Origin of the sequence: Sphingopyxis alaskensis RB2256, assembly GCF_000013985.1 — a bacterium.
Lineage (GTDB): Bacteria > Pseudomonadota > Alphaproteobacteria > Sphingomonadales > Sphingomonadaceae > Sphingopyxis > Sphingopyxis alaskensis.
The window spans coordinates 1,377,969-1,393,677 of sequence record NC_008048.1 but is presented as its reverse complement, the minus strand read 5'-3'; the positions used below and the strand labels follow the sequence as shown (position 1 = coordinate 1,393,677).

Below are 15,709 nucleotides of genomic sequence, written 5' to 3'. Positions count from 1 at the left end.
GAGCGCCGAAACCCGGACGAAAACCATGAACATGATCGAGGCGATCAACAGCGCCATGGACGTCATGCTCGAACGCGATCCCGCGACCGTCGTGATGGGCGAGGACGTCGGCTATTTCGGCGGCGTTTTCCGCGCCACCGCGGGCCTCCAGAAAAAGCATGGCAAGACGCGCGTGTTCGACACGCCGATCAACGAATGCGGCATCATCGGCGTCGCGGTCGGCATGGGCGCCTATGGTCTGCGCCCCGTCCCCGAAATCCAGTTCGCCGATTATATCTATCCGGGGCTCGACCAGCTCGTCAGCGAGGCGGCGCGCCTGCGCTATCGCTCGGCGAACGACTATATATGCCCGATGACGGTGCGCACACCGTTCGGCGGCGGGATTTTCGGCGGCCAGACGCACAGCCAGTCGCCCGAAAGCATCATGACGCATATCTGCGGCGTCAAGACGGTGATCCCGTCGAACCCCTATGATGCCAAGGGGCTGCTGATCGCGGCGATCGAGGATAACGACCCCGTCGTCTTCCTCGAACCCAAGCGCATCTATAACGGCCCGTTCAGCGGCTATTACGATCGCCCGGTCGAACCCTGGTCGAAGCATGACGCCAGTGCGGTGCCCGAGGGCTATTACCGCATCGACCTGGGGAAAGCGGCGACGGTGCGCGAGGGCGAAGCGGTGACCGTACTCGCCTATGGCACAATGGTTCATGTCGCAAAGACGATCATCGAGGAAATGGGGATCGACGCCGAAATCCTCGACCTGCGCACGCTGTTGCCGCTCGACATAGCGGCGATCGAGGCGTCGGTGAAAAAGACCGGCCGCTGCCTGATCATCCACGAAGCGACGCGCACGTCGGGTTTTGGCGCCGAACTCGCCGCGCTGGTGCAGGAACGCTGCTTCTATCATCTCGAGGCGCCCGTCGAGCGCGTCACCGGTTTCGACACGCCCTATCCGCACAGCCTGGAATGGGCCTATTTCCCCGGCCCGGTGCGCATTGCGACCGCGCTGACCAAGATTTTGAAGGACTGACGCCATGGCCCGCTATTCATTCCGTCTGCCCGACATTGGCGAAGGTATCGCCGAGGCCGAGATCGTTGCCTGGCACGTCAAGGTGGGCGAGCGCGTCGAGGAAGATGCGCAGCTTGCCGACATGATGACCGACAAGGCGACCGTCGAGATGGAATCGCCGGTGTCGGGCGTCGTGGTCGAACTGGCGGGCGAGGTCGGCGACCTCATTCCAATCGGATCGACGCTGGCGGTGATCGAGACTGATGACGATGGTGACGGCGCGCTGGATGCACCGCCCGCCGACACGCCGGTCGAGGACGAGATGGCCGTGGAGACGCCGGGGACGGAGGAGGTTTCGGATGCCGAGAAGATCCCCCTCCCGCTTGCGGGAGGGGCTGGGGGAGGGGCTGGGGGAGGGCCTGTCGAGGCTCCTGCGGTGGTTTCCGAAACAAGCCCTCCCCCGACCCCTCCCGCAAGCGGGAGGGGAAAAAAGGCTGTCCTCGCATCCCCCGCCGTCCGCGCGCGTGCGAAGGATCTGGGCATCGACCTGTCGCTGGTCCAATCCGACGGCGACCGCATCCGCCACGCCGACCTCGACGCCTATCGGCGCTACAGCGCGGGGCAAGGCTATCACGCCCCCGGCGCGAGCCGCGCGCGCGCCGACGAGCCGGTCAAGGTCATCGGCATGCGGCGCAGGATCGCCGAGAATATGGCGGCGTCGAAGCGCGCGATCCCACACTTCACCTATGTCGAGGAAATGGACGTCACCGCGCTGGAAGAGATGCGCGCGGACCTCAATGCCAATCGCGGCAGCCGGCCCAAGCTGACGATGCTGCCCTTCCTGATCGTCGCGATCTGCCGCACCATTCCTGAGTTTCCGATGATCAACGCGCGCTATGACGACGAAGCGGGCGTGGTGACGCGATACGGCGCGGTACATCTGGGCATGGCGACGCAGACCGACGCCGGCCTGATGGTCCCCGTTATCCGCGACGCGCAGGACAAGAATGTCTGGCAGCTTGCCAGCGAAATCACCCGCCTCGCCGAAGCCGCGCGCACCGGCAAGGTCAAGGTCGAGGAGTTGACCGGCGGCACGCTGACCGTGACGTCGCTCGGCCCCCTCGGCGGAATCGCGACGACGCCGGTGATCAACCGCCCCGAGGTCGCGATCATCGGCCCGAACAAGATCGTCGAGCGGCCGATATTCGACGGCGACGACATCCGCCGCGCCAAGCTCATGAACCTGTCGATCAGCTGCGATCACCGCGTTGTCGATGGCTGGGATGCCGCGAGCTATGTCCAGGCATTGAAGAAGCTGATCGAGACGCCGGTGTTGCTGTTCGCGGATTGAGCTTCCCTCGTCATTGCGAGGAGCGAAGTGACGAAGCAATCTCCAGCGGGTGGACTTATGGGTCGTTAGCTGGAGATTGCTTCGCTTCGCTCGCAATGACGGGGCGGGCTACAGCCCCAACCCCGCAAAGCTCGTCTGATCGAACTTCAGCTTGAAGGTGACATAGGCGCCCGATCGCGAAAAGCGCGCATCCTCGAAATCGCGGTCGTGGAAGCCGGCGAAATTATAGCCCAAGGTGATGTTCGCATTCTTCATCGGCGCCAGCGTCAGTGTCGGCCCGCCTGCCCAGCTGACGGTATCGGCATCGGTGCCGACGCGGATGGTGCCCGACGCGCCCACATCGACATGCTCGCCGAGGGCCACGCGGACGTCGGCGCCGATCAGGTTCGACCAGCCCTTCACATCATCGGCGCCGAAGCGGTCGAAATTATAGCGCGTGCCCCAGAAGACGCCGAACTCGGCACGCTCGTACCACATGCCGCCTTCGCCGCGCTCACCAAGCGGCGTCCAGTTTACCGACAGGCTGCCCAGCAGGCGGCGGCTCGTCGCATCGCCGTCGATCGTCAGCGCGCCGCCGATCGGCCCGGCCTGTCCGGCAACGGCGTCGCGCACCCTGTCCGACCGGAACTCGCCCTTGCCCAGCCACGAAATCCGCGAATCGGCGGGGCGGTGCGCCCAGCTCATTTCGAACTGGATCACTTCGGTCGTCGGCACCGTGCCGCTGCCGCTCGCCTGTGCATAGGTGAACAGCGCGCCCAGGGCGCGGCCTTCGCCAAGCTGGCGCAGCCCGCCGAGCGTCAGGCCGTAACGATTGGCGAGTTCGCCGTCGCGATATTCGGCGCGGCCGGTGAGCGTCCACCGGTCGGCGCGGTATGTTGCGCCGGTGCTGATCGCCAGGAAATCCTCGGTCAGTGTGCCATTGCCGCCGAGGAAGCCGCCCGACGCGACCGGTTGTTGAGCGTTCAGTACGTCGCGCGCGCTGATGCCGCCGATCGTGCGATTGCCGTCGACCGAAACATCGACCGACAGATGTTCGCCGAGCCTCAGCGACTGCGACAGCCCATAAGCGGCGAAGCTGCGCGGGCCATATTCGCCGATGTCCTGCCGGTTCGCGGTCGCGAGCAGGCGCGCGCCGACCCACGGCGTCAGGTCGAAGCCGAGCCGCGCGGTGCGCGCGCGGACCGTATCGCCATCGGCGATTTCATAGCTGCCGACGAGATTGACGTCGCGGCTGATGCCGAAGCGTGCGCCGAGCCGGTGCCGCGCCGGGAAATCGACGCTGGCGTCCTTGCCGCCCAGCGCAAATTCGGTCTGCGCGTCGAGTTCGAGGCGCTTGGCGAACAGGCGCTGCGTTGCGCCGAGCTGGACGATGGTCGAACGATTGCGCGAGCCGTCGGACAGGCGATCGTCGGCGTACGTCAGCCCGGCGCGGGCGACGCTGCTGCCATTGTCATATTCGACCAGCGCGCGCGCGGCGCGGCGGCGCGCGTCGGTGCCCGGATAATCTTCCTGCCACGCGCTGCCCGTCAGTGCCAATGTGCGCGTCGCGCGCAGCCGCGCGTCAAAGCCGAACTTGCGCGTGCCATCCTCGCCGCGATTGAGCTGCCCGGCGCCGAAACCGGCTTCGCGCTCGCGGATATAGGCCAGAAAATCGGCGGTGCTGCCATGATGTTCGGCCTCGATCAGCCATGCCTTTGCCGTTCCAGCGGCGGCAGCGCTGCCGTTCATGGCCTTCGCATCGCTGACCGCCAGTTCGGCGCGCACTTCGGTGTCGATATTGGGGCGATAACGGGCGTCGATGCCGCCGATGTCCGTCTTTGCGTTGCCATCCTCGTCGTGGATGACGGTCGCGCCGACGCGCAGCTTTTCGTCGGTCGAGCGATAGCTGACGCGGCCGCCGGCGTTGAGCACGCGTTGGCCGACGCCATCGACTTCATATTCGGCGACGATGAATTGCGGGTCGAGGGCGGACGAACGGCTGAGCACCGGCGCGCGGAAGCGGATCGTGCCCGACTGATAGTCGATGTCGTAATCGACATGGCGCGAGAGGGAGACGCTCTCGACGATGCGTTCGCTGTGCAGGCGGTCGCGCGTTTCGATGACGATCCGCTCGCTGTTGGGCAATATGTCGCGCGCGCCGAGCTGATAGGGGCCGGTCAGGCCATTGCCCTGAATCTCGTCGCGGCGAAAGCGATAGGGGGTGTCGGCGACAAAGGCGGTCGCGGCGATATTTCGGCCGCGGTATTCGGCCTTGCCGCCGTTCAGCGCGCGCTGGTAACGGGCAAGCTCGGGTTCCGAAATCCCCGTTTCGATATCACCGAACATCGCATAAAATTGCGGGCGTTCGAGGCGGAGATAAAGCTTGCGCACCGACGCCGCGTCGTAGCGCGTCTCGTTGCGGTCGGCGTAAATGGTGTAATAGGCGCGCGGGTCGATCACGCCGCCGAAGCGCGCATCGTCCGCTTCCTTGTCGCTGTCATAGGCCAGCGTCATCAGCCATTTGCCGCGCACGCGGCCCTTGGCGTAGAGTGCTAGGCGCGCGTCGGCATTGAGGTCGTCGAGCGTTTCGGCGACCGGCTCCATCCGGTCATCGAGCGTGTTGTATCCCAGCGTGCCCGCGGCGAAGCCGACGACGGTCCACGGACGGTCGCCGGGATCGAGCCAGGTTTCGATCACCTGCTTGTGCGTGACCCGATCGTCGCGGAACAGAAAGTCGATCGCGAGCGTACCCGAGGCGGTGGTCGGCTCCAGCTCGATATAGGCGATGCCGTCGTCGCCATCGACCTTCCACACTGGCGGTGCGCGTTCGAGGCCGGACAGCTGCCGCGCCTGCTGCGCGTCGGCTTCGACCGCCGGATAATAGGGGGCGGGGACGCTGAAATCGCCGGTCAGTCCGGCACGGATCGGCTTGCCGTCGCGGTCGGTCAGGCGCACCGCGATCACCGGGCGCGTGACGCCGTCGGCGACGAGCACCGATTTTTCCCGGACCAGCGCGGCGCGCATCGGGGTGATCGAATAATGGACGGTGCGTTCGAGCGTTTCGACGGTTATGCCGTTTGCGTCCTTCACTTCGGCGACCAGGCGGTTGTCGCCCTCGCGGATTTCGAGCCCGCGCCACAGGCTGACCGCCACGGCGCCGTCGGCTGATTTGCTGACGCCTTCAAAGGTCAGCGGGTCGGCGATCTGGCCGTTGACGCGCAGCGTGACGATCTGTCCCGGCGCGTGCTTGATCGCAGCGCGAATCGCCCTGGCGCGCGGATTATGGTCGGTAGCGGGGAAGAGCCAGCCGATGCCGGGTTCCTGCCCGGTGAGCCAGTCGCGATGGGCGCCAGCGGCTTCGGGATCGGAAAGCGGCGTCGCTGCCGGACGCGCCGCCGTGGCGGGCGCGGCGCGCGGGGCGCTGGCGGCGGCGCGGAAGTCGGCGCGTTTCAGTGCGCCGCCGCGACCCTCGACGAAACGCGAGATCGCGCTGCCGGCGCTTTGCGTGCTCCGCGCACAATCGACGACCGCGCGGTCGAGCGGCAGCGTCGAGGGATCGATCTGCACGACGTGCAGGCCGGGAAGCACGCCTTCGAAATGATAGCGGCCGTCCTCGTCGGTGACGGTGTAGCTGCCGTCCTGCAGCATCACGCGCACGCCCATGATGCCATCGGCCTTGCCCGGATCGACGGCGCAGCCGCCGTCGGTGATGCGGCCGATGATCGTCATGCGGTCGCCGAGCTGGTCGCGCTTGATCGCGATCGTCGCTTCGGCGACGTTGCTTGTCGTTCCGCGATTGTCGGTCGCGCTCGCGCGGTTGAGCGCGCTGCCCGGCTGCGCCGAGACGACGACTTCGGCGAGATAGGTTAGCCGCGCCGACTGCGCGGCGGCAATGCCGGGCAGGGTGACGGTGAAGGCGCGGCCGTCAGCTTCGACCGCGGCATCGACGCGAACGCCGTCGACACGCACCGTGTCGGCGCGCAGGCGCATTCCGGCGGGCAGGACGTCGCGCACCGTCACCGCGCCGGTGGTCCGCCGCGAATCGCGATTGGCCACCTCGATCCGATACTGCACGACATCGCCCGGCACCGCGACCTGCGTTGAGGTCGTCTTGCGCAGGACCAGCGGCAGGCCGGGCTGGTCGACGGGAATGTCGACGCGCACCGGGGCGGGGCTGTTCAGCGTGAAGGCGCGGCCATAGCTTGCGTCGCTGATCGCAAAGGGCTGGCCGTCGTCGGGACGGCGAAAGGCGGCAAGGTCGGCGGGGCTGGCGGCCGACGGCGCGGCAAAGGGCGCAGGGGGCTCGACGATGAGGCGGTAGCTGCCGGGCGCGACGAAGGGAAAGCGATAGTCGCCCGCCGGATAGTCATAGACGGTCCCGCCCGAGTCGGTGACGCGCTGGCCGGTGATGACGCTGGACGGATAAGTCGAGACGCCGTCGTCGCCGAACACGTCGGCCGGCTGGCCCGTTGCGGCGTCGACGATCGTCACGCGGCTCCCCGGCACGGGAGCGCCGTCGCCGCTGTCGAACACGATGCCGAAGGGGTCGACGAGGAAGTCGATCGTGGCGAGTGCGACGAGGCGGGCGTCTCCCAGATCGGACACGCGCAGCGTCAGCGCCGCGCCGGGATCGACCGACAGGCGGCAATCGCCCTGCGTCACGGCGGGCGGCACGCCGATCGTGTTGATGAAACCGACGAACTCGCCGCTGTTCGCGGTGGTTTCGGTGAGGATGATCGATTCGCGGTCGCCATTCTCCAGCTCGATCACGACGGGCAGGGTATCGCGGACCTGCGGGTCGTCGTTGGCGGCGGCGAGCGTCACGCCGACGACGAGCATTTCACCTGCCCGAAAGCTGTCGCTGCGCTGAAGCGAGGCCGGGGCGGTGGAGATTCCGGCATAAACCCCGGAAAGCGGGATCGTTGCTGCGGTCGCGATACTGAGCGCTCCGACAGTCCCGTTCCCCGCGCGGACGCATTGCGTCGGCGCGAGCGGCACCGAGCGGTCGCCGCCGCCATTCGTCAGGCGATAGGTTGCGATGCGCGGGGGTTCGGATGGTCGCGGGACGACGGTCACATCGACGCGGTTCGACAGCGCCGCGCCGCGTTGGCCGTCGTGCGTCCATTCGGCGGATGCGGTGTTGCTGATCACCTGCGCGCGCGCCGCCGGTGTCGCGGGCATCAGGACGACCGCCGCGAGCGCGCTCAAAAGGCCGAAATATGTATCGCGGATCGCCATGCCAGCCCCGAAGGAAGCGGCGGCGCCCGGTCGAGCCGGGGCGCCGCCGCGTCCGTCCGTTACGCGGTCAGTTGACCGTGGCGCGGAAAACGAGGGTGCGCGTCGCCCCGGCCGCGATCGTCGCGATCGTCCCCGACACGTTGGGCGCCGAATAGCTGCCGCCCACGGCGCCGTCGGCGTTGCATGTGCCCGCAGTGACGGTGCCGCCCAGCCGGATCGTTCCGGCGCTGAAGCTCAGCTGTCCCGGCACGGGATCGTTGATCGCGACCGAGGTCGCGTCGGCGCTGCCCGAATTGGCCACCGCGATGCAGTATTCGACAACGGCGCCCGGAATCAGTTTCGGATTGGTCGTATTGTTGAACGGGTCAGAGATGACGCGGCTGGTCTTGGTGACCGTCAGGGTCGCCGTCTGCACCGTATAATCGTCATTGTCGCTATGCGATCCGTCGCGCCCGGCGTCGCCCGTGACGCCCGCGGTGTCGGCAAAGACGGTGTCCTTGCCCGCGGTGTTTGCGCCGGTGGTTTCGGTGATCGCCGCGCCCTGGCTGCCCGCGGTGCCGCCCTCGCGCGCGGTGGCGCGAAGCGTCACCCCGGCGACGGCATTGTTGGCAAGCGCCGCCGGAATGTCGGCGACGACGAACAGCCGGATCGCGGTATCGACAACGAGTTCGTCGATATAGCCCGAAATCAGCGTGTCGGCCGCGTCCCAACTGCCGACCGTTCCCGATGATATGTTGTCGCGATAGATACGAACATTGGTGGCATCGAAGCTGTCGGTGCCGCCATGCGCGGCAGTGCCGCCCGCGATCTGCGAGGCAACGAGCGCGAAATCGAGCACTTCGTTCGAGCTGTTGGTGAGCTGAAACGTCGTCACGGCGTTGGTCTGGCCCGGAACAACATTGGTGGTGACGGTGCCGACTTCTTCGACGAGCAGGTTGATCTTGCGGTCGACGGTGAAATTATCCGACGCGGATTGTTGCACCTGGGCGACGCCACCGACCTGAAAATCGACAGTGGCAGTATTGGTGATCGTGGTTCCTGCGGTCGTGCCGGCAGCAAGTGCCGACGTGGCGGCGAGACTCGATATCGCCGCCAGACCGATGAAACCCACGGTGTTCAGCTTGCTGGTCATAGCTGAAGCTCCTTGGTTTGGTTCGATTGCCCATTCCCCACCGCTGGCAATCGTTAAGCGGTTATTATGCAGTCGCTATTTGACGATTCCCCGAAACATGAGCTTGCCCGTGGCGCCCGCCGGAATCGGCTTTTGAAAGGCCCAGCGGATATGCGTGACGTCGGCGGGTTGCGCGGCGCGGCGCGTGCCGTCGGGCATAGCGACCGAAAGCTCGCCAAGCCGTCCCCACTGTGTGCCACCATCGACCGAAACCAAAGGCTGCGTGTCGCCGGCATCGGCGAAACGGACCGCGGCGGGCATCGGATTGGTAATCACGAACTTGTCGGCGGGCTGTGCGCCGGCATTACGATAATTGAGCACGAAGACGAGCCGGTCGCCGGGAATGACGACCTTCGGTTCTTCGAGCAGGATGTGCTGCTTGCCATCCGCGTCGGTGGATACACGCTCGACGAAAACAAGATTGTCGAGCGCAACCTGATTGGCGGCAAAGGCCGGACCGGGAAGCGCGGCTGCGAGCATAAGCAGGAGGGCGGGGCGCATGGGCATCTCCATCAGTCGATCAGGGTCTGGAAGGTGACGGTGCGCGTCTGGCCGCCAGCGACGGTGCCGAGCGCGACATTGATCCGCGTGCCGTTGAAATCGCCCGCATCAGCATCGGCCGCGTCGGTCAGTCCGCTACCGCCGAGCGTGATCGAGCCGGGGATATAGCTGGTGTCGGCGGGGATATTGTCGGTGATTGCGAGCCCGTTCACCGAACCGCTGCCCGCAACGGTGGCGACGATCGTATAAGTGATCGTCGCCCCGGGGATCGGGTCGGCGGTGCCGAGCGGATTGGTGATGCTGGCCGATTTGACGAGCGTGACCGTCGCGGCCGAAACGACGAAGGCGCCGGCATCTTCGCCATCGGCGCCGGTCGAACCGACGACGGCGTCGCCGCCGCCTTCGCCCTGACCGGCAAAACTGTCGCCGGGCGCGCCGGTTCCCGTCTTTGCCGCCGCGGCGAGGCTGACGATGCCGCGATTGCCGTCGACGACCGCGCCGGGCGTCGTCGTCACGACGAACACCGTGGTGCTCTCGTCGGGATCGAGCGTCGGATCGTTGACGCCCGCGATATAGAGCGTGTCGGTTCCGGCATCGAACAGACCGTCGCCATTGTCGAGATAGACCTGCGTTACTGCCGGGTCGTAATCGTCGCCGCCCGCATTCGCGACCGTGCTCAGCGCGAAATCCTCAACGCCATTGCCATTGTTGGTGACCGAGAAGGTCAGCACCTGTCCGGTGGCGCCCGGCGTGGTCGGCACGTCGGCGGGATTGCCCGAATCGACGGTGACGTCGAGCAGTTCGTCGACGAGCAGGTCAACGCGGTTCGAGTCGATCGTCGTCGGCCCACCGCCGGTATCGAAACTGGCGGACGCGGTATTGCTGATCGTCGACCCGGCGCGCGTTCCGGCGGCGTTTGCCTGCATCGGCAGCGCAAGCGCGGCGAGCAGCGCGATGAATGAACAAGAGGGAAGAAGCCGATGCTTCGCGCCCCCCACAGGCGCTATCATCATCAGATTGACTCCGAAAGGTTGGTCCTTGAAGCCGTCAATCGCCGAAAAAGGGTAATTTCTGGTTAAGAAGTCTTTGGAAAGTCGCGATTTGCTCCAAAAGGGGACAGGCGCCGCCGTGCTTTTGCCGCAAAATGGGGCGACTGGTGCGATGCGTGAAGCGCGCGTAAGATGAGACGGTTAACAGGGAGACGCAGGGTGGCGGACGACAGGGGCAGCGAGGATATGCGGCCGCCGCGCAACAATCCGCTGCGCCAGATCGAGATCGACGATTTTCGCCGCGACCGGCTGCTCGCCGCGCTCGCGCTGATCCTTGGCGCCAGCTTCTGCCTTGGCTTGCCCTTTGCCTTGCAGGCAGGCGCGGAGTTTTTTCTGCCGCTCACCGCGGCGATCGTCATCGCGATCGCGCTCGTGCCGCTGCTCGAATGGCTCGAGCGGCGCGGCGTGCCGTCGGCGCTCGCCGCCTTCCTGTCGCTCGCGGCCTTCCTCGCGATCATCAACGCCGCACTGGCGATTATCGTGGTGCCCGCGACCGGCTGGTTCGCGCGGCTTCCCGAATCGATCCCGCGGATCCAGAGCAATCTGGCGCCACTGATCGATTTCTATGCGACGCTCCAGCGCTTCGTCGACCGCACGCTGATGTCGGTGGCGAGCGGGAGCGAAGCGACGGCGCAGGCGGTAGCGGCCACCGCGCCGACCTCGGTGGTGGACTATTTCATCTCCTCGGCCCCGGCCGCAGCGATCCAGCTGTTTTTCGCGGTGCTGGTGATCTTCTTCTTTCTCGCCGGCTGGACGCGGCTGCGCCGCGGCACGATTCGCCGCCGCGGCAGCTTTGACGGGGCGATGCAGACGGCGCGGGTCATCCAGAATGTCGTCGATGCGACCGCCGATTATCTGGCGACGATCACGATGATCAACGCGATGCTGGGGCTGATCGTCGCGCTGCTGCTCTGGGCGCTTGGAATGCCGTCGCCCTTCATGTGGGGCGGAATCGTCAGTATCTGCAATTTCGTGCCCTATCTGGGGCCGATCGTCGCGTCGGTACTGCTTGCGCTCGGCGGGCTGATGACGTTCGACGCGGTGGGGCTGGCACTGCTGCCCGCGCTGATCTTCATCGGTGTGCATCTGGTCGAGGCGAATCTGATCACCCCGCTGGTGCTCGGCAAGCGGCTGACGATCAATCCGCTGCTCATCCTCGTTTCCTTGAGCTTCTGGGGCTGGGTGTGGGGAACGCCCGGCGCGCTGCTCGCGGTGCCCCTGCTGCTCATCCTCCAGACCGTGCTTGCCTCGACAGGAACGCCCGATCTGGCGGGATTTCTGTTCGAACAGGGGACGCTGACAACCAGTGACGAGGTGCGCGACCGATTAAATCGCACACAGGAGGAACGCGACGGTTGACAGGCCGCCGCGCGGGTCATATTGGCGCGGCTCCCAAGCACACGCGGGTGTAGCTCAGTTGGTTAGAGTGCCGGCCTGTCACGCCGGAGGTCGCGGGTTCGAGCCCCGTCACTCGCGCCATTTCCTGTCTCTCGGGACGGAATGGCCACCGCAGCCTGGGATCATTCCATCGTCGTAAAACCGGGGACTGGCGCCGCTCGCTAGCGGCGCCAGGTCCCCAGTTCCATCCAGCGCAGCAGCGGCTTCAGCGGCACGATCCAGATGATCCCGGCCACCAGATAGAAGGCCGCCTGCACCAGCGCCGGCCAGGAGCCGACCCACGGCGACAGGCTGACGACAATCGCCGTCCAGCCCGCGATCAGCGCGAGGATCAGGAACATGCCCGCGGGCTTGCGCCAGCTCGGCTGGGGATTGGCAGGTTCGTTGCTCACAAACGGTCTCCGCAAAGAATCAATTCCTGTTCGGTCAGGATGGCGTCGAGCGCAATATCGGCCGAATCGCGCGGGCAGGCGTCGATTTCCTGCACCGACCAGCCGATGCCGATCCGCAAGGCGGCGGGATGGGCGGCGAAATAGCGATCGTAATGGCCGCCGCCCTGGCCGATGCGGCCGCCCCGGCGATCGAAACCGACGAGCGGACAGAAAATTGCGTGCGGTTCGGCCAAAGGCGCACCGTCGTCCGGCTGCCGCGTTCCCCACGGCCCCGTCACCAGCGATTCGCCCGGGCGCCAGCGGCGAAAGCGCATTTCGGCGACGCGACCCGCGTGATGCGGCAAAGCCAGCGCGCCGGTTGCGGCCAGATCGGCGAGCATCGGCAAAACATCGGGCTCGTCGCCATGCGCGACATAGGCGCCGACGACGGCATGATCGGCCAGACGCTCGGCCAGGGGCGCGGGAAGCGCGCGAAAGGCGGCGAGCTTGGCCATTCGATCGAGGCTGGCGACGAAATGCCGCCGCCGGAAACGCAACCGTTCGCGCAATTTCTGCTTTTGTTCGGGAAGACTGGCGCGCAGGTCGGTCATCGCCCTTTCCGGGCCGTGAGGGAGCGGTTGGCGGGACCGCCGTGGTCGTTTGCCGGAAAATCCTCTGACGCCAGTAACGTCAGGTGGGGACCATGTGCGTCGGACCAGGATCCGGGCAGGGACAGCCCCCTTGGATGATGTATCGCCTCAGGGATATTCGCAGCGGCTCGTGCCGGGCAGTGCCCGCCGCCCCCTATGTAGGGGGGCGGGCGGCTTTGCTCAAGGGAGTTGCTCGACCCGCGTGGCGAGCGTTTCGATCCGCTCGGCAATCTGCAGCAGCGCGCGATTGTGGGCAGGGTTGGCGGCCGCCGGAGCCGCGGGGACGGCTTCGCGCGCCGCCTCAAGCTCCCTGAGCGCCGCCTGCTCGCGCGCGATCGCGGCCTTGAGCTCGTCGCGCGCCTGCGCCTCGCGGCTTTCAGCAAGCGCAACGGCGGCCCGCAGCGAGTCCGATTGCGGTTCGACCTTGTCGATCTTGCCGCGCGCCTCCTGCACTTCGTCGGCGAGCATCAGCGCCGCGAACAGCAGCTGGCGAACCTCGGTCAGACCGGGCATCGTGCGCGCTTTTTCATCGACGACCGCCGCCAGCTGGATCAGCTGGGCTTCTTCGCCATCGGCGCAATGGACATCATAGGGGCGCCCCGCGATGGTCAGCTTGACGTCAGCCACGGCCCGCCTCCGCGATCAGCCGGTCGAGCTCGCCGATGACGGCCGCGACCTCCGCCTTCAGCGCCGATTGGTCGGCAGCCGAGGCAGCGCCGGCGGGTGCGGGGCGGTTGACGCGATCGGCCAGCGCCTTCTCGATCCGGCTCAGCGCGCGCTCGATGCGGCCGATGGCGAGGCTGGATTCGTCGAGATCGAGTTCCATGGCCAAGGGTTAGCAGCGCCGACGGAGGGGTGCAATCGCCTGTCCGCGCCGAAATGCGGGGGAAATTGTGCCGCGAGCGGTTGACTCCTGCCCGTACGGCCGCAAAGGGCAGTCGCACCGAATCCGGCCACCCAAACATCCTTTCCCGGGGGACTCATGACATATCCCGAAGGCCATTCGGCCGAACGCCAGCTCGCCAACGCGATCCGTGCGCTTGCGATGGACGCCGTGCAGGCCGCGAACAGCGGCCATCCGGGGATGCCGATGGGCATGGCCGACGTCGCCACGGTGCTGTATTCGGACTATCTGAAGTTCGACCCGACCGATCCCAAATGGGCCGATCGCGACCGATTCGTGCTGTCGGCGGGCCATGGGTCGATGCTCGCCTATGCAACGCTGCACCTCGCGGGCTATGCGCGCCCGACGATCGAGGACATCCGTAATTTCCGCCAGCTGCACAGCCCGTGCGCGGGACATCCCGAAAATTTCGAGCTTGAAGGCGTCGAAACCACCACTGGTCCGCTGGGGCAGGGGCTCGCGACCGCGGTGGGCATGGCGATCGCCGAGCGGCACCTGAATGCGCTCTACGGCGATGGACTGGTCGATCACCGCACCTGGGTGATCGCAGGCGACGGCTGTTTGATGGAGGGCATCAACCACGAGGCGATCGGGCTGGCTGGGCATCTTGGGCTCGGGCGTCTGACCGTGCTGTGGGACGATAACAAGATCACCATCGACGGATCGACCGACCTGTCGACGAGCGAGGATGTCGCCGCGCGCTATGCCGCGACCGGCTGGCACGTCGAAAGCTGCGACGGGCATGACCCGGCCGACATCCGCCGTGCGATCGACGCCGCGCTCGCCGATCCGCGCCCTTCGCTGATCGCGTGCCGGACGATCATCGGTTTCGGCGCGCCGAACAAGCAGGGGACCTCTGCAACGCACGGGGCGCCGCTCGGCGCCGACGAGATCGCGGCGGCGCGCCGGGAACTGGGCTGGACCGCCGAGCCTTTCGTCATCCCGGCCGACATTGCCGCAGCGTGGGCGTCCTTTGGCGAGAAAGGCAAGAAACTTCACAACGAGTGGAATAGTCGCCTCGCAACTAGCGAAAAGAAAAACGATTTTGAAGCACGGCTGAATGGCAAAGTCGCCCCGGGCGCTGCCTTCAAAGCCTATCTCGACGGCCTTGCTGCCGAACCGCCGAAGGTCGCAACGCGCAAGGCTTCGGAGAACACGCTGAGCGCGCTCACCGTCGATATTGCGGCGCTCGTCGGGGGCAGCGCCGACCTGACCGGTTCGAACAACACCAAAACATCATCGACCAAGCCACTGACCAGAAATGATTATTCGGGACGCTATATTTATTATGGCATCCGCGAATTCGGCATGGCCGCGGCGATGAACGGCATGGCGCTGCACGGCGGCGTCGTCCCCTATGGCGGCACCTTCCTGGTGTTCGCCGATTATTGCCGCGCCGCGATCCGCCTGTCGGCGCTCCAGAAACAGCGCGTCGTCTATGTGATGACCCACGACAGTATCGGCCTGGGCGAGGATGGTCCCACGCACCAGCCGATCGAACATCTCCAGTCGCTGCGTGCGATGCCCAACCTGCTTGTGATGCGCCCCGCCGACGCGGTCGAAACCGCCGAATGCTGGGCGCTCGCGCTCGCGCAGGAGGGGCGCCCGTCGCTGCTCGCGCTGACGCGCCAGAACTTGCCGCCGCTGCGCCATGACGTCACGGAAAATCGTTGTGCTAAAGGCGGTTATCGCCTGCGTGGGGCTTCGGCGGCACGCAAGGTCGTGCTGGTTGCGACGGGTTCCGAAGTGTCGCTGGCGATGGACGTCGCCGACAAGCTGGAAGCCGCCGGTCATGGCGCCGATGTCGTTTCGATGGTGTCGACTGAATTGTTCGACGAACAGGACGCCGCTTATCAAGCCGACGTCCTGCCCGATGATGCGCTGATCGTGTCGATCGAGGCGGGCACGACCTTTGGCTGGGAACGCTACACCGGCCGCGACGGCCTGCGTTTCGGCATCGACAGTTTTGGCGCCTCGGCACCCATCGAAGACCTATTCAGGCATTTCGGCCTTACCGCCGATGCCATCACCCCCCAGATCCTGGCCCGGCTGAGCCATTAAGGACCGGCCGACCATTCGCAGAAAGGA

At 66.2% G+C, this 15,709-nt stretch carries 12 protein-coding genes and 1 tRNA gene; 5 read left to right on the top strand and 8 right to left on the bottom strand.

What is annotated here, in order from left to right:
* Nucleotides 1–25 precede the first annotated feature (25 nt).
* Complete coding sequence (locus SALA_RS06735) at nucleotides 26–1,030, top strand: alpha-ketoacid dehydrogenase subunit beta (RefSeq protein ID WP_041383817.1); 1,005 nt, start codon at nucleotides 26–28, stop codon at nucleotides 1,028–1,030.
* Nucleotides 1,031–1,034: 4 nt separating this feature from the next.
* The gene (locus SALA_RS06730; RefSeq protein ID WP_011541625.1) at nucleotides 1,035–2,360 is read left to right on the top strand and encodes a dihydrolipoamide acetyltransferase family protein; all 1,326 of its coding nucleotides are present in this window, start codon (nucleotides 1,035–1,037) and stop codon (nucleotides 2,358–2,360) included.
* Between the two features lie 108 nt (nucleotides 2,361–2,468).
* Here SALA_RS06730 and SALA_RS06725 read toward each other — a convergent pair whose 3' ends face one another.
* The 4 genes from SALA_RS06725 to SALA_RS06710 form a co-directional block, all read right to left on the bottom strand.
* Nucleotides 2,469–7,577 (bottom strand): DUF11 domain-containing protein, encoded by a 5,109-nt coding sequence (locus SALA_RS06725; protein WP_011541624.1) that lies wholly within the window; start codon nucleotides 7,575–7,577, stop codon nucleotides 2,469–2,471.
* Nucleotides 7,578–7,644: 67 nt separating this feature from the next.
* Nucleotides 7,645–8,709, bottom strand: coding sequence for a DUF11 domain-containing protein (locus tag SALA_RS06720; protein ID WP_011541623.1), 1,065 nt, complete (start codon nucleotides 8,707–8,709; stop codon nucleotides 7,645–7,647).
* A 75-nt stretch (nucleotides 8,710–8,784) separates the two neighbouring features.
* Nucleotides 8,785–9,249 (bottom strand): DUF11 domain-containing protein, encoded by a 465-nt coding sequence (locus SALA_RS06715; protein ID WP_011541622.1) that lies wholly within the window; start codon nucleotides 9,247–9,249, stop codon nucleotides 8,785–8,787.
* Nucleotides 9,250–9,260: 11 nt separating this feature from the next.
* Nucleotides 9,261–10,262, bottom strand: coding sequence for a DUF11 domain-containing protein (locus tag SALA_RS06710; protein WP_011541621.1), 1,002 nt, complete (start codon nucleotides 10,260–10,262; stop codon nucleotides 9,261–9,263).
* Nucleotides 10,263–10,484: 222 nt separating this feature from the next.
* Between SALA_RS06710 and SALA_RS06705 the strand changes: the two genes are divergently transcribed.
* Complete coding sequence (locus SALA_RS06705) at nucleotides 10,485–11,657, top strand: AI-2E family transporter (protein WP_041383811.1); 1,173 nt, start codon at nucleotides 10,485–10,487, stop codon at nucleotides 11,655–11,657.
* A gap of 43 nt (nucleotides 11,658–11,700) precedes the next feature.
* Nucleotides 11,701–11,777 (top strand) — tRNA-Asp (locus SALA_RS06700).
* An 80-nt stretch (nucleotides 11,778–11,857) separates the two neighbouring features.
* Here SALA_RS06700 and SALA_RS06695 read toward each other — a convergent pair.
* The 4 genes from SALA_RS06695 to SALA_RS06680 form a co-directional block, all read right to left on the bottom strand.
* Nucleotides 11,858–12,088: a DUF2842 domain-containing protein gene (locus SALA_RS06695; protein ID WP_011541619.1), complete on the bottom strand. Its 231-nt coding sequence runs from the start codon at nucleotides 12,086–12,088 to the stop codon at nucleotides 11,858–11,860.
* Entirely contained in the window at nucleotides 12,085–12,678 is a 594-nt protein-coding gene (locus SALA_RS06690) for a 5-formyltetrahydrofolate cyclo-ligase (RefSeq protein WP_011541618.1), read from the bottom strand. The genes SALA_RS06695 and SALA_RS06690 overlap by 4 nt, the downstream gene beginning before the upstream one ends.
* Before the next feature lie 219 nt (nucleotides 12,679–12,897).
* Nucleotides 12,898–13,344 (bottom strand): cell division protein ZapA, encoded by a 447-nt coding sequence (locus SALA_RS06685; RefSeq protein WP_011541617.1) that lies wholly within the window; start codon nucleotides 13,342–13,344, stop codon nucleotides 12,898–12,900.
* Entirely contained in the window at nucleotides 13,337–13,543 is a 207-nt protein-coding gene (locus SALA_RS06680) for a hypothetical protein (protein ID WP_041383146.1), read from the bottom strand. The genes SALA_RS06685 and SALA_RS06680 overlap by 8 nt, the downstream gene beginning before the upstream one ends.
* 156 nt (nucleotides 13,544–13,699) lie before the next feature.
* Here SALA_RS06680 and tkt point away from each other — a divergent pair, with 156 nt between their 5' ends.
* Nucleotides 13,700–15,682, top strand: a complete 1,983-nt coding sequence (gene tkt, locus SALA_RS06675) for a transketolase (RefSeq protein WP_011541616.1) — start codon at nucleotides 13,700–13,702, stop codon at nucleotides 15,680–15,682.
* Nucleotides 15,683–15,709: the final 27 nt, after the last annotated feature.